Genomic DNA, 17,643 nt, shown 5'->3' on the forward strand with positions numbered 1-17,643 from the left:
ATGCTGGCCGTCTGGCATAACCCCCGCTGTTCGAAGTCGCGCGAGACGCTGGCGCTGCTTCAGGCGCGGGGGCTCGAGCCGGTCGTGGTCGACTACCTGAAAACGCCGCCTTCGGCGGCCGACATCGATGCCGTGCTGACGATGCTCGGCATCGAGCCGCGCGAGTTGATGCGCAGGGGTGAAGCCGAATACGACTCGGTACCTGCCGATGCGTCGCGTGACGCGTTGATCGCCGCGATGGTAACGATGCCGAAGCTGATCGAACGGCCGGTGGTGATCCATGACGGCAAGGCGGCCATCGGGCGGCCGCCTGAAGCGGTGCTCGCGATTCTCTGACGCTATCGCGAGCGGGCATTCGCCGATGCGATCGGCTCCCACCCCTTCGGTAGCAAGGTCTTACATCGCCTTCCTACCGAAGGGGTGGGAGCCGATCGCATCGGCGAATGCTCAGCGATGCCGCGAGGCGAGCTTTCGGGCGACCTGTTCGAAACCGAGCCCTCGCGCACGCAACACCACCATCAGGTGGAACACCAGATCGGCCGCCTCACCGAGCAAAGCCTCGTCGTCTTCGGCCACGGCGGCCAGCGCCGTCTCCACGCCCTCTTCGCCCACCTTCTGCGCCATGCGGCGAATGCCGCCTTCGAACAGTCGGGTCGTATAACTGCCTTGCGGCCGCTCCGCGTGACGCGACGCCACCAGCGCGTCCAGTTCCGCCAGAAAGCCCAGGGCGGGCGCGACGTCGTCGCCAAAGCAACTGGACGTGCCCGTGTGGCAGGTCGGCCCGGCAGGCAGCGCGCGAACGAGCAAGGTATCGGCGTCGCAATCCTGCCGGACATCCACCAACGACAGCGTGTCGCCCGAGGTTTCGCCCTTGGTCCACAAGCGCCGCTTGCTGCGGCTGTAGAACGTCACCAGCCCGCTTTGACGCGTTTTCGCCAATGCCTCGGCATCCATGTAGCCCAGCATCAACACCTCGCCGGTGCGCGCATGCTGCACCACGGCCGGTACCAGGCCATCGCCCTTGGCGAAGTCGGGACGTATCTCGCTCATGCACGCACCTCGATGCCCCGCGCGCGCAGCTCGCGCTTCAGGGCGGGAATGGCGATCTCGCCGGAATGGAACACGCTGGCGGCCAACGCGGCATCGACGTCGGCGTCGTCGAACACGTCGCCGAAGTGGGCCGCCGTCCCCGCCCCCCCGGACGCCACCAGGGGCACGCGGCACAGCTCGCGGGCCGCGCGCAGCTGTTCGATGTCGTAGCCACGCCGCACGCCGTCGGTGCCCATGCAGTTGAGCACGATCTCGCCGGCACCGAGCGCCTGCGCTTCCACGAGCCAGTCGAGCGTGCGCTTGCGCAGGGCGCGGGTCTTCGACGGATCGCCGGTGTACTGACGCACGCGCCACTCGCCGTCGTCGTCGCGCAGGCTGTCCACGCCCACCACCACGCATTGCACGCCGAAGGCCTCGGCCAGTTCGCCGATCAACGCCGGGCGCTCCAGCGCGGGCGAATTGATCGATACCTTGTCGGCGCCGGCGTGCAAGACCTCGCGCGCGTCCTCGACGCTGCGGATGCCGCCAGCCACGCAAAAGGGAATGTCGATCTCGCGGGCCACCTTCTCCACCCAGTCGCGATCGACGCGGCGTCCTTCGGGGCTGGCCGTGATGTCGTAGAACACGAGCTCGTCCGCCCCTTCGTCGCGGTAACGCAGCGCCAGCTCGACGATGCCGCCGACCACCACGTGATCGCGAAAACGCACGCCCTTCACCACCTGGCCGTCGCGCACGTCGAGGCAGGGCACGATACGACGGCTCAGCATGACACCCCCGCGACGGCCAGCGCCTGCGCGACGGTGAATTCGCCTTGCAACAACGCGCGTCCGAGGATCACGCCGGAAACCCCGCGCGACGCCAGCGCCTCGATGTCGTCGAGCGAACGGACGCCGCCGGAGGCCTGGACCTCGAAGGACGGCGCGATGCGCGCCACGTGATCGTAGAGCTCGACGTTCGGGCCGGTCATGGTGCCGTCGCGATCGATGTCGGTGCACAGCAGGTGCCGCGCACCGGCGTCCGCATAGAACGGAAGGAGCTCGTCGAGCGTGCTTGCCTCGTCGGCGGTCCAGCCCGCGCTGGGAAGGGTCCATGCGCCGTCACGAAAGCGGGTGTCCAGCGCCAGCACGATGCGATCCGCGCCGTGCCGGGCGATCCAGCCCGCCACCGTTTCCGGCTCGCGGATGGCGATGCTGCCGACGACGACACGGCTCACGCCCGCATCGAGCAAGCGGAAGACGCCCTCCTCGTCGCGGATGCCTCCCCCTGCCTGAACCCGTAATGCCCCAACGGCGGCGATGCCGCCGAGCGTCGTCAGGTTTTCGAAGCGGCCCGTGCGCGCACCGTCGAGGTCCACCACGTGCAGCCAGGCGGCGCCGTCGTCGGCGTAGCGCTGGGCGAGCATGAGCGGGTCGACGTCGAACGTGGTCTGGCGATCGTAATCGCCCTTGAACAGGCGAACGACCTTGCCGTCGCGCAGGTCGATGGCGGGAATCGGTAACGTCATAGTGAGAGGAAATTCCGCAGGAGCCGGGCGCCCACGCCGGCCGAACGCTCCGGGTGGAACTGCATGCCCATGAAATTGCCGGCGGCGATGACGGCGGAAAAGCGCTCGCCATGCTCGCTCGATGCAAGGGTGTAGTCGCCGACCGGCACGGCATAACTGTGCACGAAGTAAGCGGTATCCGCGTCGTCCAGCCCGCTCGTGAGCGGATGATCCACGTCGCGATGCAGGCGGTTCCAGCCCATGTGGGGCACGCGCAGGCCTGGCCGATCGGCGAAGCGCCGAACAGTGGACGGCACGAGGCCGAGGCATTCGGTGTCGCTCTCTTCCGAACGCTCGCACAACAGCTGCATGCCGAGGCATACGCCGAGCACGGGCTGGGTCAGTCCGCGCAGCACCTCGACCAGCCCGGCGTCGCGCAAGCGCCGCATGCCGGGCGCGGCCGCGCCCACGCCAGGCAGGATCACGTGGCTGGCCGAGCGTATCCGCGCGGCGTCGGAGGTCAGTTCCGCATCCGTGCCCAAGCGCTGCAAGGCGTAGCGCACGGAGCCGATGTTCGTGCCGCCCGCGTCGACGAGAACCACCCTCTTCACAGGCTGCCCTTCGTGCTGGGCAACTCGGCGCCTTCGCGACGGATCGCCTGGCGCAGCGTGCGGGCGACCACCTTGAAGCAGCCCTCCACCATGTGGTGGGCGTTGTCGCCGCGGACGGTGAGGTGCAGGTTCGCGCCGAGGGTTTCGCAGAGCGAGCGGAAGAAGTGCGGCACGAGTTCGGTCGGCACGTCGCCTACGCGTTCACGCGGGAACACACCCTCGAACACGAAGTAAGGCCGACCGGAGAGATCCAGCTCGGCACGCGCGGCGCTCTCGTCCATCGGCAAGGCGAAGCCGTAGCGCCCGATGCCGCGCTTGTCGCCGAGCGCCTGCTTCAATGCCTGGCCCAGCGCCAACGCGCAGTCCTCGATGGTGTGGTGCTCGTCGATGTGCGTGTCGCCGTCGCACGTCAGCTCCATCGCGAACCCGCCGTGCTTGCCGATCTGTTCGAGCATGTGGTCGAAGAAGCCGAGTCCCGTGCGGACCCGGGGCTCGGCCACGCGGTCGAGATCGACGGCGACGCGGATCGACGTTTCCTTCGTGCGTCGCACGACCTCGGCGGTGCGCGGCGCATCGAGCAAGGCATGGGCGACGGCGGTCCAGTCCATGCCTTCGGGTCCGACGCGAAAACCGCGCACGCCCATGTTCTCGGCGAAGCGGATGTCGCTTTCGCGATCGCCCACCATCGCCGACTGCGCGCGGCTCCAACCGTCGTCGGCCAGCCAGTGGCGGGCAAGGCCCGTGGCGGGCTTGCGCGTGTCGAGGTTCTCGTGGGGAAAACTGCGGTCGATCAGCTGTTCGCGAAAGCCGATGCCTTGCGAGGCGAGGATGCGCAACAGCAGCTCATGGGGTCCATCGAAGGATGCCTGCGGAAACGACGGCGTGCCCAGGCCATCCTGGTTCGTGACCATCACCAGTTCGTAACCGGCGGCCACGCAACGCTGCAACGCGGCGATGACGCCCGGCATGAGCGCCAGCTTCTCGTAACTGTCGATCTGCTGGTCGGCCGGTTCTTCGATGAGGCAGCCGTCGCGGTCGACGAAGAGGATCTTGCGGCTCATGCCGGCATTCCCGCCTTCAGCACCGCGAGCACGCGGTCGTTTTCGTTGCCGGTACCCACGGTGATGCGCAAGGCGTCGCCCAGGCCGGGGTACCTCGTGATGTCGCGCACGACGATGCCCGCCGCGTAGAGGCGCCGGTACGTGGCCGCCGGGTCGTCGAAACGCACGGCCAGGAAATTGGCGTGCGAGGGCAACACCTCGCGCACGCCGGGCAGGCGCGCCAGTTCGACGGCCATGCGCGCGCGCTCGCCGAGGATTTCCTGGAGGTGGTGGCGCTGGAGCCGTCGGCCTTCGTACGACAGCGCGGCCAGCGCGGCATCGACGCAGGGCGACGGCAGCGGATACGGCGGGATGATCCGGCGCAGCAGGCCGATCACGTCCTCGCGCGCGATCAACGTACCGATGCGCGCGCCTGCGAGCGACCAGGCCTTGGACAGCGTCCGCAGCACGGCTACGTTGTCGAATGCGTCGATCAGCGTCGCGGCGCTTCGTGCGCCGCTGAACTCGGCGTAGGCCTCGTCGACCACCAGCACCGCGCGCCCCGTGAGTTCGGTGGCGAGGCGGCGCAGCGTGGCGATGTCCACGAGGTTGCCCGTGGGATTGTTCGGCGTGCAGACGAAGAGCAGGCGCGTATCGGGCGTGACCGCCGCGAGCAGGCGATCCGCGTCGAGCGCGCCCGATGGCTCCAGCGGCGATTCGATGACGGCGGCGCCCTGGATGCGTGCGCTGACGGCGTACATGCCGAACGTCGGTGGCGAGATCAGCACCGCATCGCGGCCGGCCCGGCAGAACGCGCGCACGAGCAGGTCGATGGCCTCGTCGCTGCCGCGGGTGACGAGCACGCGCGAGGCGTCGCTGTCGTACAGCTCCGCCAGGGCATTGACCAGGGCGCGTGGCTGCGGATCGGGATAGCGGTTGAGTCCGTCGCCGCCGGGAATGTTCGGTGGGCGCGAGGATTCGTTCGCGTTGAGCAGCACGGTGCCCCCGGACGCTTCCATGCGCGCGCTCGAGTACGGCGCCATGGCGCGGATGTCTTCACGGGCGAGGTCGAGCACGCTCATGCGACGGCATCCATGGCGGCGAGGCGCAGCGTGACCGCGCGGCGGTGCGCCTCGAGTTGCTCGGCGGCGGCGAGCGTGGCGGCGCAGGGGCCGATGGCGCGCAGGCCTTCGGCGCTGGCCTCCTGCACCGTCACCTGCTTCTGGAAGCTGGCTACGGACACGCCGCTGTAGCTGCGCGCATAACCGTAGGTGGGCAGGACGTGGTTGCTGCCGCTGCAGTAGTCGCCCAACGACTCGGGGGTCCAATCGCCGAGGAAGACCGAGCCGGCCGACTCCACGCCGTCGAGCAATGCGCGCGGATCCGCCGTCTGGATGATGAGATGCTCGGGCGCGTAGCGATTGCTCACGTCGAGGGCCTGGACCAGGTCCCGCACGCGCACGAGGCGACTTTCGGCGAGCGCCATGGCGGCGATGTCGGCCCGCGGCAGTTCGCGTCGCTGGCGTTCCACTTCGTCCTCGACGCGATCGAGCAGCGCGGCGGACGGGCTGACCAGCAGCACCTGCGAGTCGGGCCCGTGCTCGGCCTGCGAGAGAAGATCCGCCGCGACGAAACGCGGATCGGCGTCGCCGTCGGCGATCACCAGCACCTCGGACGGCCCGGCGGGCATGTCGATGGCCGCACCGTCGGGATCGCCCGCGACCTGCAATTTCGCCTCCGTCACCCAGGCGTTGCCGGGGCCGAAGAGCTTGTCGCAACGGGGCACCGATGCCGTGCCGTAGGCCATGGCGGCGATCGCCTGCGCGCCGCCCAGCTTGAACACGCGATGCACGCCGGTGACCTTGGCCGCGTAGAGCACGGCGTCGTCGCAGCGTCCGTCGGCCTGCACCGGCGTGCACAGCAGCACGTCCCGGCAACCGGCGATGGCGGCGGGCACGCCCAGCATGATCGCCGTGGACGGCAACGGTGCGCCGCCGGCGGGCACGTAGAGGCCCACGCGACGAATGGGGCGCAGGATCCGTTCCACGCGCACGCCCGGTGCCGTCTCCACCGCGACGGGCGTGGGCGCGGCCGCGCGATGGAACCGCTCGATACGCTCGGCGGCTTCGCGAATGGCGGCTTTCAGTTCCGGCGACAGGCGCGCTTCGGCGGCGGCGAATTCGTCGTCGCGCACGTCCAGCGCATCCAGCCCGGCACCGTCGTAGCGCGCGGTGAACTCACGCAGCGCTTCGTCGCCACGCGCGCGGACGGCGGCGACGATGGTCTCGACGCCCTCGCGCAATTCGGTGGCCCGCGATTGCGCCGGGCGGGCGAGCGCGGCGGCTCGTCCCGCGTCGTCGAGGTCGTTCCAGTCGATCCGTTTCATGCCAGCATCTTCTCCACCGGCAGCACCAGCATGTCGCGGGCGCCGGCACGTTTCATGTCTTCGAGCTGGCGCCAGCTCACCGAGCCCGCGCACAGCGCCTGCACCACCACCTGGTCGGGCGCACCGTCCACGGCCGTGAGCGTGGGCACGGGCATCCCCGGCAGCAGGCGGGTGATGTCGTCGAGCGCATTGCGCGGGGCCTGCAACAGGATCAGGCGTGAATCGCGTACCTGGATCACGCCGTCGAGGCGGCGGAGCAGCAACTCGGCGATCTCGCCGCGTTCGTCGGCGGGCATGTCCCGGTGGCCGGCGAGCACCGCCTCGCTCTCGAACACCACGGCCGCCTCGCGCAGCTGGTTCGCCATCAGCGTGGCTCCGCTGGAGACCAGGTCGCAGATGGCATCGGCGGTGCCCAGGCGCGGCGCGATCTCGACCGAACCGGCCAGGTACACCACCTTGGCGTCCACTCCATGCGTACGTAGCCATTCGCCGGTCAGTCCGGGATAGGACGTGGCGATGCGCTGGCCATCCAGTTGCGCGGGGCTCTCGTAGCCGTCTTCCTGGGGGACGGCGATGGACAGCCGGCAACCGCCGAAACCCAGGCGGCGCAGCTCGGCGAGTTCCTCGCCCGCCTCGGGCTGGGAAAGCTGGAATTCGCGCAGCACGTTGCGACCGACGATGCCCAGGTCGCACACGCCCTCGGCGATGAGGCCCGGAATGTCGTCGTCGCGAACGAGCAGGAGATCCACCGGCTCGCCCTCGCCGAAGCAGAAAAGCTTGTCTCGGCTCTGCCGGAACTTCAGGCCGCAGCGGGCCAGCAGTTCCTGCGCCGGCTCGGTGAGGCGGCCGGACTTCTGCATGGCGATGCGCAGGCGATCACGCGGCTTCATACGGCACCTTCGACGTTGCGGCGGGCGGCCGCGGCCATGTAGCCGCCATTGCCCTGGTTGAGATAGCGGGCCACGCGCCCGATGGTGGTGATGCTCACGGCCGTGCGTTCATGGATGTCCCGATAGGAGCGCCCTTCCAGCAGGAACGGCACCACCTTCCAGCGGTCGACCATGACTTCGATTTCGGCCGGGGTGCACAGGTCGTGCAGGAAGGCACGCATTTCCTCCACGGAGGAGAGCGCCAGCAGGGCCTCGCAGAGGCTGGTCTCGGCCGAGCCGTCGGGCGTTTGGGGGTCGATCGATCGGCGCTTCATAGTGCACTAACGCGTTAATACGATAACGCATCGTACCGTCGCAGCCTTTCCGTGGCAAGCGCCCACACGTCATTGCGCCTTTCTTCCATATACCGGGTGGCGACGGCTCGCCAAGATGCCCGCAGTGCCCGTTACCAGCGAGTCCCCGCATGAGCTACCCCGTGCCCAGTTCGGTGATCGTCGCCGACGACCACCCGGTGGTCGTCGCCGGGGTGGAATCCATCCTCCGGCCGCATGGCCACCTCGTGGTCGCCCGTGCCCACGACACCGACACCCTCTTCGCCTGCCTGGCCGACATCCGCTGCAACGTCCTGGTCACCGATTTCTCCATGCCGGACGGCCGCCTTCCCGATGGCCTGCCCATGATCCGGCGCGTACGAAAGCTGCATCCGCATGTCGGAATCGTCGTCCTCACCATGCTGTCCAACCCCGCCGTGCTGCGCACGTTGCTCGACATGGGCGTCGCCGCCCTCTTCGACAAACGCACCAGCCTGCGGGACATTCCAGTCGCCGTGCATGCGGCCGGCGTCGGCCGCCACTACCTCAGCCCGGCGATCCGCCGGCTCTTTCAGGAAGCCGCCTGCGCGGACCGCACGGAGGAACTCGACAGGCGGCTCTCGCCGAAAGAGAGGGAAGTCCTTCGCGCCTACGCCCAGGGGCACGCCCTGGCCGACATCGCCGCGGCGATGGGGCGCAGCTTCAAGACGATCAGCCGGCAGAAGCGCTCGGCCATGGGCAAGCTGGGCATCGCCAACGACGCCCAGTTGTATCAGTACCTTGCCGGCGTGGCGGGTTAGGCCACGAGGCGACCCGACGCCACCAGTTCACACACGAGGGCCACGTCGCCATCCATGGCGCGATCGCGCTGCATGAAGGCCACGTGCTCACGCAACGTGGCAAGCGCCTGGCGAACGGCACGGCCGCCGTGGAAATCCTCGGCGCTGGCCAGGGCATCCATCAGGGCCTTCACTTCGGTCTCGAAACGGGCGTAATGCGGCGAGTCGCTGCGCGGCGCGCCGGAAATCTTCGCAGCCAGCGCCTGCCAGTCGCCGCGATGGGCGAGCGTGCGCGCCGCGTTGAGCATGTCCTGGCGGTATTCCAAGGCCTGCGCGGCGGTGTAGAGCTCCAACGCCAGCACGTGGCCAAGGTCTTCGGTCATCTCGAGCACGTGGCGTGCTTCGTTAGCGCCCATGGACACGTGGTCTTCGGCGTTGGCGCTGGTGGGCACCGAATACACCGAGGCCGGATGCGCGCGGGTGGCGAGGTCGTTCACGAGCGCCGCGGCGGTGTACTGCACGATCATGAAGCCCGAGTCCGTGGCGTCCTCGTTACCGATGAGGAAGGCAGGCAGTCCGTCGTTGTTGGCCGGGTCGACCAGCTTGGCCGTGCGACGCTCCGAGATCGAGGCCAGCACCGGAATGGCGGCCTTTACGTAGCTCATGGCCAGGGCCAGTGGCATGCCGTGGAAATGGCCGGCGGAAATCACTTGGTCCTCGATCACCTCGGCGTTCTCGGCATCCGGGAACACCAGCGGATTATCGGTGACGGCGTTCAGTTCGATGTCGAACACCCGGCAGGCCTGCTCCCAGGCATCACGCACGGCGCCATGCACCTGCGGCGCGCAGCGCAGGCAGTACGCATCCTGCGGCTGATGCTTCTTGCCGCCCTTGAACGGCAGGAACCGCGAGTAGAACGCCTCCTTGCCGTGTCGCTGCGTAGCCGGCACCCAGTCCCAGCCGATGTCGAAACGATGGGCCTGGTCGGCGGGTTCGCTCCACGAGTCGGATAGCCACGGACGGAAACGCGGCACGAGGTGGTAGGCGATGTCGGCGAGGGTGGAACCCTCCAGGAGGCCGCGGACGTTACGCGCGGTAGCCACCTGGCCCGGATGCGGACGCAGGCCATGCACTTCTTCCGCGTAGGCGCCGGTACGGCCGGCGAAAGCGTCGAGCGTCATCGCCGCGGCGAGATCGGCCGTGCGGATCAGCATGTCCATGGTGTCCAGCGCCAGCACGCCGGTGGCGAGCATCTGCGTGGTGCCGTTGTTGAGGGCCAGGCCCTCCTTGAACGACAAACGCACGGGCGCCAGCCCCGCGCGAGCCAAGGCGTCGGCGCCCTTCAGGCGCTCGCCCTGGTAGAAGGCTTCGCCACCGCCGAGCAGCACGATGGCCAGGTGCGAGAGCGGGGCGAGGTCGCCGCTGGCGCCGACCGATCCCTTCTCCGGGATCACCGGAATGACGCCGCGGTTGAGCAGTTCGGCGAGGGCGCGAAGCGTCTCCACGCGAATGCCGGAATGGCCGCGCATCAGGGTGTTCACGCGAATGGCGAGCATCGCGCGAACGACGTCGACGGCGAACGGCTTACCCACGCAGACCGCATGCGTGATGATGAGATTGTGCTGGAGTTCTTCCAGCAACGTGCCCTCGCGCGGCTCGGGGTTGCCGCCCGGCAGTTCGTCGCGCACGCGATGCGCGCCCAGCAGCTTGTCGGCATTGCTGCCGAACCCCGTCGTGACGCCATAGATCGGCTCTCCCCCGCCCACCTTCTCGGCCAGGAAGTCGGCCGCGCGCTTCACCTTCAGCAGCTGGGTTTCGTCCAGTCGAATCGAGGCGCCCTGACGGGCGATGGCGGCGACCTGGGCGCGGGTGAGGCTGCGCCCATCGAGAAGGATGCTGGTGGTCATGGAAGAGGCCGTGGACAAGATGGAAGTTAGCGGCCGATGTCGGCCTGGGCCAGTTCGACGCGAAGCGTCTTCACCAGTTCGGTGCGGGCCACCTCGAACTGGTCTTCGCGGCGAAGGTCCTTCACCGTGACCACGCCCTTGGCGATTTCGTCTTCGCCGATGACGACGACGAAACGGATGCCGGCACGATCGGCGTACTTGAACTGCTTGCCGAGCTTGCCGCTCTCCATCACCACCTCGGTGGCGATGCCGGCGTTGCGCAGTTCGGTCGCGACGGCGATGTACTGCGGGAGCAGGGCCGGATCCATCTGCGTCACCAGCACGTCGACCGTGCTCCGCGCGGTCGACACGAGGCCGGCGTCACGCAACTGCCAATACAGGCGCGTGAGGCCGATGGAAATGCCCACGCCCGGCAGATGCGACTTGGTGTACTGGCCGGCGAGATTTTCGTAACGGCCGCCCGAGCAGATCGAACCGATGCCGGGATGATCGTTGAGCGTGGTCTCGTAGACCGTGCCGGTGTAGTAGTCCAGCCCACGCGCGATGGAGAGATTGAGCGCGAAATGGGTCTCGGGCACGCCGAAGTCGCGGATGAGCGAGAGGACTTCCTTCAGTTCGTTGCGGCCCTGCTCCATGGTTTCCGGGCCGGCACCGAGCGCATCGAGCTTGGCGAACGCGTCGTCCACCGAGGTGGAGCGCACCTGCACGAAGTCGAGGATCTTCGCGGCGACATCGGCCGACAGGCCGAAGGCTTCGCCCGTGAGGGTATCGCGCACGTAGTCGGGGCCGCGCTTGTCGAGTTTGTCGACCTCGCGCAGCACGAGCATCTGCTGCTCGGCATCGGCGATGCCCAGGTTCTCGAAGAAACCGCGCATCAGCTTGCGATTGTTGAGCTGGATGGTGAACGCGCCGATGTTCAGGTCACGGAACACGCTGTGGATGACCGCGGGGATCTCGGCGTCGTAGCGTATCGACAGCGAATCCTTGCCGATCACGTCGATGTCGCACTGGTAGAACTCGCGGAAACGGCCGCGCTGGGCGCGCTCGCCACGGTACACGCGCTGCATCTGATAGCGACGGAACGGAAAGCTCAGGTCGTGCTCGTGCTCGGCCACGTAGCGGGCGAGCGGCACGGTAAGGTCGAAGCGCAGGGCCAGCTCGGGCACGCCGCCCTTCTCCGCCGCGTTGAGCGAACCGGTGGACTGAACGAAGTAGACCTGGCGCTCGGTCTCGCCGCCGGTCTTGGTCAGCAGCACGTCGCTATGCTCGATCACCGGCGTCTCGATCGGCAGGAAGCCGAAACGCTCGTAGTTGCGGCGAATCGTATCCAGCATGCGCTGGAAAGCGATCTGGTCGAGCGGCAGGAGCTCGAGGACACCGGGCATGGTGCGGGCCGGGGTGAGTGCCATGCAATTCCTCTTGGGACAGGCTGTACGGACGCCGCCATGCGGCAGCCCGTAAGAGTAACAGATGGCGTACCCCGGCTCTGGCGCCACCCGGTAAAAAAGACGTGAACCCCTGTTGCCAACCGAGTCGGCCATGGCTAATATACGCGGCTCCCGTCGGGGTGTAGCTCAGCCTGGTAGAGCGCTACGTTCGGGACGTAGAAGTCGCAGGTTCGAATCCTGTCTCCCCGACCACCATTCGAAGAATCAAGGCTCTGAACTGACGTTCAGGGCCTTTTTTCTTTGACCACCTTCCCTGGGTTGGGAGCGGGCACGTCGGAAAAATCGTACATTTCGTTCTTCTGGTTGAAGGCGAGAGGATTTGTCCTGATGCACGATCCCCATCTCCCCGGCCGCCGGGGCTTTCTCCGGGCGTCCGTTCTCGGCGCACTGACCTCCGCCTTGCCCGTGGAAGCCACCGATGCGGTGGAGAAACCGGTCGCCGCACCCGTCTTTCCGCAGGCGCCGTTGGCGCCCCAGCCTTTCCAGTTCCTGCCCGCGGGCTCGATCCGCCCATCGGGATGGCTTCGGCGCCAACTGGAGATCCAGGCGAACGGCCTCGGCGGCCACGTGGACGAAACGTGGCCGGATCTGGGACCGCGCAGCGGCTGGCTCGGCGGCGACGGCGAGTCCTGGGAGCGAGGCCCGTACTTCCTCGACGGCCTGCTGCCCCTGGCATGGCAACTCGATTCACCCGCGCTGAAGGCGAAAGCGCAACGCTTCATCGACTGGACGCTGGAACATCCGTGGCCGAACGGCATGTTCGGTCCGAAAAGCAACGACGACTGGTGGCCACGCATGGTCATGCTGAAGGTACTGACGCAGTACCAGGAGTTGACCGGCGACGCGCGAGTCATTCCCTTCATGACTCGCTACTTCCACTACCAGTTGGGTGCCCTGCCCGCGCGTCCGCTGCGCGACTGGGGCCGCATGCGCTGGCAGGACGAAGTCGCTTCGGTCCTCTGGCTGTACTCGCGCACGCACGACCCGAAGCTCCTCGAACTGGCGGCGCTGCTGAAAAAGCAGGGCTACGACTGGCAGGGCATGTTCGCCGACTTCCCGTTCCGGGAAAAAACCGACGCCAAACTCGTGGAAGCCAAGGGCGGCAAGAACGCCTTCATGGAAGATGACGGTTTGCAGGTGCACGGCGTCAACGTCGCGCAGGCGCTGAAGGCATCGCCGGTGTGGTCGCTGGTATCGCGCGATGCGAACGATCGCGCCGCCATCCATCACCAGCTTGAGCAATTGGACCGGTATCACGGCCTCGCCAACGGGATGTTTTCCGCCGACGAGCACCTTGCCGGGCGCAGCCCGTCGCAAGGCGTCGAACTGTGCGCGGTCGTCGAGGCCATGTATTCCCTGGAAACGGCACTGGCCATCACCGGCGACGCCGCGCTCGGCGACCGGATCGAGCGCATCGCCTATAACGCGCTGCCGGGCGCCTTCACCGACGACATGTGGGCGCACCAATACGACCAGCAGCCCAACCAGGTGGAATGCAGCCTGCATCGCCGCCCCTGGACCACCAACGGCCCGGAGGCGAACCTGTTCGGACTCGATCCGCATTTCGGCTGCTGCACGGCCAATTTCCACCAGGGTTGGCCGAAGCTGACGGCAAGCTTATGGATGGCCTGCGCGGACGGCGGCCTCGCCGCCGCCGTCTATGCGCCATGCCACGTCAGCACGACGGCGCGCGGCGTGCCGATCGAGATCGACCAGGCGACCGACTACCCCTTCCGCGACGAGATCGTCATGACGATGAAGCCTCGCTCGCCGGTGACGTTTCCGCTGCGCCTGCGCCTGCCCGCCTGGTGCCGCGCCCCTTCGGTGCGGGTCAACGGTGAAACGGTGGCGGCGACTTCGGGCCAGGGCTTCCTCACGGTGGAGCGGCTGTGGACCGCGGGCGACACGGTGCATGTGTCGTTTCCTGCCGAGGTCGTCACCGAGAAGGGCTTCAACGACTCCGTGAGCTTCAGCCGCGGCCCCTTGGTGTTCTCGCTGCCGATCGGTGAGGCATGGGTCAAGTGGCGCAAGCGCGGCCTCACCAACGACTGGCAGGTGTACCCGACCTCGCCATGGAACTACGCCGCGAGCACCGAAGGAACGGTGGAACGGCATGACGTGGGAGCGCGTCCTTTCGCCGGCGCCACCCCGGCGATGACGCTCGCCGTGCGGGCACGACTCGTGGCATGGAAAGCCGAGGAAGGCGCCGCCGATCCCGTGCCCGCGAAACCGGAGATGGAGGATGAGCCGTACACCACGCTGCGACTCGTTCCCTACGCGGGTGCCAAGCTGCGCATCACCTCGTTCCCGGCATTACCCTCCTGAGGTCGAACGATGCGATCCGCGAAAACGCAAAACGCCCCGAAAGGGGCGTTTTGCGTAACTGGCGGAGAGTGAGGGATTCGAACCCTCGATAAGGCTTTTGACCCTATACTCCCTTAGCAGGGGAGCCCCTTCGGCCTCTCGGGCAACTCTCCAAGATGGTTGTCTCGACGGCCGTGCCGACTCGACGAGCCAGCAAGGATACTTGCCCTTGCCCGCTCCGTAAAGCGTTAGTGATCGTTTCCGGAATGATCCCCGGTGTCGCCCTCGTTCTTGATGCGCTGGTAGATTTCTTCGCGATGGACAGCGACGTTCTTCGGTGCGTTGATACCGATGCGCACCTGGTTACCTTTCACACCCAGGACGGTGACGGTCACCTCGTCGCCGATCATCAGGGTTTCACCGACCCGGCGGGTCAGAATCAGCATGATTGATACTCCATAAAATCAGGTATTGGCTTCCCCACCAACGACAACCTCACCCCGAGTGCTTGTCGCCGATGGATCGACGTGTCGACCATCGAAGGCCGAACTGCCTTCCCCGGCTCTAAGTTGTGCTTGTCGCTGACCAGCTGTCCTGCCATGTCGGTCCGACGGGTCGATACCGAGGGACGCTTTCGACATTCGACTGATACTAGCTGAGCCAAACCAGCCCGCGCAACGCACGGCATCCGAAAAAGGGGAGGCCAGGTCGCCCCATGGCGACCTGGCGCGAGACGCGTATGCTTCCGTTCAGCGAAGCCGGCCTTCCACCCACCCCGGCATGCCCGCGAGTATCGAGGGCAACTCGGGGGTATCCAGGCCGCCACCCTGGGCCATGTCGGGACGGCCACCGCCCTTGCCCTCGATGCGCGATGCCACTTCGGCCACCAGGTCGCCGGCCTTCACCCGGCCCAGCGCGGCGCCGCCGACACCGGCCACCAGGGATACGCGACCGTCCGCGGCACCGGCGAGGATCACGGCGCAATCGCCGAGTTGCTGCTTGAGCACATCGACACTGTCACGCAACGACTTCGCGTCCAGGCCTTCGAGACGAGCGGCCACCACCTTGATACCTGCCACGTCGACCGCCGACGCCGCCAGGTCGGCCGAGGCCGAACTGGCCGCCTTTGCCTTGAACGATTCGATCTCGCGCTCGAGCTTCTTCTGCCGGTCGAACAACTGGCGAAGCTTCTCGACCACGTCGTCGCCCGTGGCGGCCAGCAGGCCCGACACCTCGCCGAGGATGCGCTCCTCGTCGGCGATGCGCGCCATGGCGCCCGCACCGGTCACCGCCTCGATGCGGCGCACGCCGGCGGCCACGCCGGACTCCGACACGATCTTGAACAGGCCGATGTCGCCGGTGCGCGATACGTGCGTGCCGCCACACAGTTCGGTGGAGAAATCGCCCATGCGGAGCACGCGCACCTCGGAGCCGTACTTTTCGCCGAACAGCGCGATGGCGCCGAATTCGATCGCTTCGTCGTACCCCATGTTGTGGATTTCGGCCTGAGCGTTACGACGCACTTCGTCGTTGACCATGCGCTCGATCAGCGCCAGCTCTTCCGGCGTCACGGCCTTGAAGTGCGAGAAATCGAAACGAAGGCGCTCGGGCGCGACGAGCGAACCCTTCTGCGCCACGTGATCGCCGAGCACGGCGCGCAGCGCGGCGTGCAGCAGATGCGTGGCCGAGTGGTTGAGTACGGTCGCCTGGCGCTGTGCCGCGTCGACCGACGCGCCGACGACGTCACCCTTGCGCAGCGGCGCCGAGCCCTGCCACGTGCCGAAATGGGCGAAGAACGCGCCGCCCACCTTCTGGGTGTCCTGCACCGCGAGCGCGCCCGAGGGATTGCGGATCATGCCGGTGTCGCCGACCTGGCCGCCGGACTCGGCGTAGAACGGCGTGCGATCGAGGAGGAGAAAGCCTTCCTCGCCATCGGCGAGGGAATCGACCGCCTTGCCGTCGCGAACGATCGCCACGACGCGCGCATCGGTCAGGTCGAGCGAGTCGTATCCGGTGAATACCGTGGGCGCGAGCACGCTGGCCACGTCGGCGGGCAATTGCGCCTTGGTGGCGAAATTGCTGGCGGCGCGGGCACGCGCGCGCTGCTCGCCCATGGAGCGCTCGAAGCCCTCCATGTCGACGGTCATGCCACGCTCGCGGGCGATGTCGGCGGTGAGGTCGACCGGAAAACCATAGGTGTCGTAGAGCCGGAACGCGTCCGCGCCGGGAATGACCTGTCCCGACTTCGCCGCGATGTCGTCGAACAGGCGCATGCCGTGCTCGAGGGTTTCGCCGAAGCGCTCTTCCTCGGTCTTGAGCGCCTGCTCCACGAAGGCACGCTTGGCGGCGAGATCGGGATACGCCTCGCCCATCTCCGCGACGAGCGGCGCCACCATCTTCCAGAAGAAATCGCCGCGCACGCCGAGCATCCAGCCGTGACGCAAGGCACGACGAATAATGCGGCGAAGTACGTAACCGCGCCCTTCGTTCGAGGGCAGCACGCCGTCGACGATGAGGAAGGAAGCCGCACGAATGTGATCGGCGATCACGCGCAGCGACTTGTTGCCGAGGTCGGCGGTGCCGGTCAGGCGCGATGCCTCGCCGATCAGGTGCGCGAACAGGTCGATCTCGTAATTGGAATGCACGTGCTGGAGCACGGCGGCCAGGCGCTCCAGGCCCATGCCGGTGTCCACGCAGGGCGCGGGCAGCGGCGAGAGCGTGCCGTCCGGCGCGCGGTCGAACTGCATGAACACCAGGTTCCAGATTTCGATGTAGCGGTCGCCATCCTCGTCAGGGGACCCCGGGGGGCCGCCGGCCACGTCGGGACCGTGGTCGTAGAAGATTTCCGTACAGGGGCCGCATGGGCCGGTATCGGCCATTTGCCAGAAGTTGTCCGACGCGTACGGTGCGCCCTTGTTGTCGCCGATACGGACGATGCGCTCGGCGGGTACGCCCATCTCGTCGCGCCAGATGCCGTAGGCCTCGTCGTCGGTGTGATAGACCGTGACCCACAGGCGCTCGGCCGGCAGCTTATAGACGTCGGTGAGCAGTTCCCAGGCGTAGCGGATGGCGTCACGCTTGAAATAGTCGCCGAACGACCAGTTGCCCAGCATCTCGAAGAAGGTGTGGTGGCGGGCGGTGTAGCCCACCTGGTCGAGGTCGTTGTGCTTGCCGCCCGCGCGCAGGCAGCGCTGCACGTCGGCGGCGCGCACGTAACCCGGCTTTTCGCTGCCCAGGAACACGTTCTTGAACGGGACCATGCCCGAATTGGTGAACAGCAGCGTGGGGTCGTTCGACGGCACCAGCGATGCCGAGGGCACGATGGTGTGGTCCTTGGAGCGGAAAAAGTCGAGGAAGGTCGAACGAATATCGGCGGTTTTCATGATCGATCGTGGCTGGGGCCGCGTATCGCGGAAACACCCGTCCAGAATCAA

The 17,643-nt window shown here is 67.3% G+C and carries 16 protein-coding genes and 2 tRNA genes; 4 read left to right on the top strand and 14 right to left on the bottom strand.

All coding sequences use genetic code 11. The features are described 5' to 3' along the window. The gene (gene arsC / locus L2Y94_RS15110) at positions 1–336 is read left to right on the top strand and encodes an arsenate reductase (glutaredoxin) (RefSeq protein WP_247368196.1); all 336 of its coding nucleotides are present in this window, start codon (positions 1–3) and stop codon (positions 334–336) included. A gap of 111 nt (positions 337–447) precedes the next feature. Here arsC and hisIE read toward each other — a convergent pair whose 3' ends face one another. The 9 genes from hisIE to L2Y94_RS15155 are packed head-to-tail and all read right to left on the bottom strand — an operon-like array spanning position 448 to position 7,774. Further along, positions 448–1,050: a bifunctional phosphoribosyl-AMP cyclohydrolase/phosphoribosyl-ATP diphosphatase HisIE gene (hisIE, locus tag L2Y94_RS15115; protein WP_247368199.1), complete on the bottom strand. Its 603-nt coding sequence runs from the start codon at positions 1,048–1,050 to the stop codon at positions 448–450. After that, on the bottom strand, positions 1,047–1,817 hold the full coding sequence (gene hisF, locus L2Y94_RS15120; protein WP_247368202.1) for an imidazole glycerol phosphate synthase subunit HisF: 771 nt from the start codon (positions 1,815–1,817) through the stop codon (positions 1,047–1,049). Before hisF ends, hisIE begins: the two co-directional genes overlap by 4 nt. Next, a complete protein-coding gene (hisA, locus tag L2Y94_RS15125; protein WP_247368217.1) occupies positions 1,811–2,554 on the bottom strand; it encodes a 1-(5-phosphoribosyl)-5-[(5-phosphoribosylamino)methylideneamino]imidazole-4-carboxamide isomerase in 744 nt (247 codons plus the stop codon). Before hisA ends, hisF begins: the two co-directional genes overlap by 7 nt. After that, on the bottom strand, positions 2,551–3,144 hold the full coding sequence (hisH, locus tag L2Y94_RS15130; RefSeq protein ID WP_247368219.1) for an imidazole glycerol phosphate synthase subunit HisH: 594 nt from the start codon (positions 3,142–3,144) through the stop codon (positions 2,551–2,553). The genes hisA and hisH overlap by 4 nt, the downstream gene beginning before the upstream one ends. Next, positions 3,141–4,205, bottom strand: coding sequence for a bifunctional histidinol-phosphatase/imidazoleglycerol-phosphate dehydratase HisB (gene hisB / locus L2Y94_RS15135; protein ID WP_247368222.1), 1,065 nt, complete (start codon positions 4,203–4,205; stop codon positions 3,141–3,143). Before hisB ends, hisH begins: the two co-directional genes overlap by 4 nt. Next, positions 4,202–5,266 (bottom strand): histidinol-phosphate transaminase, encoded by a 1,065-nt coding sequence (gene hisC / locus L2Y94_RS15140; RefSeq protein ID WP_247368224.1) that lies wholly within the window; start codon positions 5,264–5,266, stop codon positions 4,202–4,204. The genes hisB and hisC overlap by 4 nt, the downstream gene beginning before the upstream one ends. Next, positions 5,263–6,570 (bottom strand): histidinol dehydrogenase, encoded by a 1,308-nt coding sequence (gene hisD, locus L2Y94_RS15145; protein WP_247368227.1) that lies wholly within the window; start codon positions 6,568–6,570, stop codon positions 5,263–5,265. The genes hisC and hisD overlap by 4 nt, the downstream gene beginning before the upstream one ends. Continuing rightward, positions 6,567–7,460, bottom strand: a complete 894-nt coding sequence (gene hisG, locus L2Y94_RS15150) for an ATP phosphoribosyltransferase (RefSeq protein ID WP_247368229.1) — start codon at positions 7,458–7,460, stop codon at positions 6,567–6,569. The genes hisD and hisG overlap by 4 nt, the downstream gene beginning before the upstream one ends. Beyond that, a complete protein-coding gene (locus tag L2Y94_RS15155) occupies positions 7,457–7,774 on the bottom strand; it encodes a YerC/YecD family TrpR-related protein (protein WP_144909945.1) in 318 nt (105 codons plus the stop codon). The genes hisG and L2Y94_RS15155 overlap by 4 nt, the downstream gene beginning before the upstream one ends. 149 nt (positions 7,775–7,923) lie before the next feature. On the opposite strand from L2Y94_RS15155, the gene L2Y94_RS15160 reads away from it, so the two are divergent. Then, positions 7,924–8,571: a response regulator gene (locus tag L2Y94_RS15160; protein WP_247368232.1), complete on the top strand. Its 648-nt coding sequence runs from the start codon at positions 7,924–7,926 to the stop codon at positions 8,569–8,571. On the opposite strand, the gene L2Y94_RS15165 is transcribed toward L2Y94_RS15160, so the two are convergent. Together L2Y94_RS15165 and hisS are read right to left on the bottom strand one after the other, a co-directional pair. Next, the gene (locus tag L2Y94_RS15165) at positions 8,568–10,457 is read right to left on the bottom strand and encodes an HAL/PAL/TAL family ammonia-lyase (protein ID WP_247368234.1); all 1,890 of its coding nucleotides are present in this window, start codon (positions 10,455–10,457) and stop codon (positions 8,568–8,570) included. The two genes, L2Y94_RS15160 and L2Y94_RS15165, sit on opposite strands and share 4 nt — an antisense overlap. Positions 10,458–10,483: 26 nt before the next feature. Further along, positions 10,484–11,866 carry a histidine--tRNA ligase gene (gene hisS / locus L2Y94_RS15170; RefSeq protein ID WP_247368236.1) on the bottom strand — a complete coding sequence of 461 codons (1,383 nt, stop codon included), beginning with the start codon at positions 11,864–11,866 and terminating at the stop codon, positions 10,484–10,486. 154 nt (positions 11,867–12,020) lie between these two features. Here hisS and L2Y94_RS15175 point away from each other — a divergent pair. Then, positions 12,021–12,097 (top strand) — tRNA-Pro (locus L2Y94_RS15175). 135 nt (positions 12,098–12,232) lie between these two features. Next, positions 12,233–14,230, top strand: a complete 1,998-nt coding sequence (locus tag L2Y94_RS15180) for a beta-L-arabinofuranosidase domain-containing protein (protein WP_247368239.1) — start codon at positions 12,233–12,235, stop codon at positions 14,228–14,230. 59 nt (positions 14,231–14,289) lie between these two features. Here the strand turns inward: L2Y94_RS15180 and L2Y94_RS15185 are convergent. The 3 genes from L2Y94_RS15185 to alaS all read right to left on the bottom strand — a co-directional run bounded on the left by L2Y94_RS15185 (position 14,290) and on the right by alaS (position 17,592). Further along, a tRNA-Ser gene (locus tag L2Y94_RS15185) sits at positions 14,290–14,382 on the bottom strand. Between the two features lie 75 nt (positions 14,383–14,457). After that, positions 14,458–14,655 carry a carbon storage regulator CsrA gene (gene csrA / locus L2Y94_RS15190; RefSeq protein WP_144909934.1) on the bottom strand — a complete coding sequence of 66 codons (198 nt, stop codon included), beginning with the start codon at positions 14,653–14,655 and terminating at the stop codon, positions 14,458–14,460. Between the two features lie 303 nt (positions 14,656–14,958). Beyond that, on the bottom strand, positions 14,959–17,592 hold the full coding sequence (alaS, locus tag L2Y94_RS15195; protein ID WP_247368242.1) for an alanine--tRNA ligase: 2,634 nt from the start codon (positions 17,590–17,592) through the stop codon (positions 14,959–14,961). Between the last annotated feature and the right edge of the window lie 51 nt (positions 17,593–17,643).

It is taken from the genome of Luteibacter aegosomatis, assembly GCF_023078455.1.
GTDB classification, from domain to species: Bacteria; Pseudomonadota; Gammaproteobacteria; order Xanthomonadales; family Rhodanobacteraceae; genus Luteibacter; species Luteibacter aegosomatis.

Coding starts and splice junctions, on each gene's coding strand:
- L2Y94_RS15155 (WP_144909945.1), bottom strand. CDS start 7,774: ATGAAGCGCCGATCGATCGACCCCCAAACGCCCGACGGCTCGGCCGAG.
- csrA (WP_144909934.1), bottom strand. CDS start 14,655: ATGCTGATTCTGACCCGCCGGGTCGGTGAAACCCTGATGATCGGCGAC.
- L2Y94_RS15180 (WP_247368239.1), top strand. CDS start 12,233: ATGCACGATCCCCATCTCCCCGGCCGCCGGGGCTTTCTCCGGGCGTCC.
- hisIE (WP_247368199.1), bottom strand. CDS start 1,050: ATGAGCGAGATACGTCCCGACTTCGCCAAGGGCGATGGCCTGGTACCG.
- hisS (WP_247368236.1), bottom strand. CDS start 11,866: ATGGCACTCACCCCGGCCCGCACCATGCCCGGTGTCCTCGAGCTCCTG.
- hisF (WP_247368202.1), bottom strand. CDS start 1,817: ATGCTGAGCCGTCGTATCGTGCCCTGCCTCGACGTGCGCGACGGCCAG.
- hisG (WP_247368229.1), bottom strand. CDS start 7,460: ATGAAGCCGCGTGATCGCCTGCGCATCGCCATGCAGAAGTCCGGCCGC.
- L2Y94_RS15165 (WP_247368234.1), bottom strand. CDS start 10,457: ATGACCACCAGCATCCTTCTCGATGGGCGCAGCCTCACCCGCGCCCAG.
- hisD (WP_247368227.1), bottom strand. CDS start 6,570: ATGAAACGGATCGACTGGAACGACCTCGACGACGCGGGACGAGCCGCC.
- hisA (WP_247368217.1), bottom strand. CDS start 2,554: ATGACGTTACCGATTCCCGCCATCGACCTGCGCGACGGCAAGGTCGTT.
- arsC (WP_247368196.1), top strand. CDS start 1: ATGCTGGCCGTCTGGCATAACCCCCGCTGTTCGAAGTCGCGCGAGACG.
- L2Y94_RS15160 (WP_247368232.1), top strand. CDS start 7,924: ATGAGCTACCCCGTGCCCAGTTCGGTGATCGTCGCCGACGACCACCCG.
- hisB (WP_247368222.1), bottom strand. CDS start 4,205: ATGAGCCGCAAGATCCTCTTCGTCGACCGCGACGGCTGCCTCATCGAA.
- alaS (WP_247368242.1), bottom strand. CDS start 17,592: ATGAAAACCGCCGATATTCGTTCGACCTTCCTCGACTTTTTCCGCTCC.
- hisC (WP_247368224.1), bottom strand. CDS start 5,266: ATGAGCGTGCTCGACCTCGCCCGTGAAGACATCCGCGCCATGGCGCCG.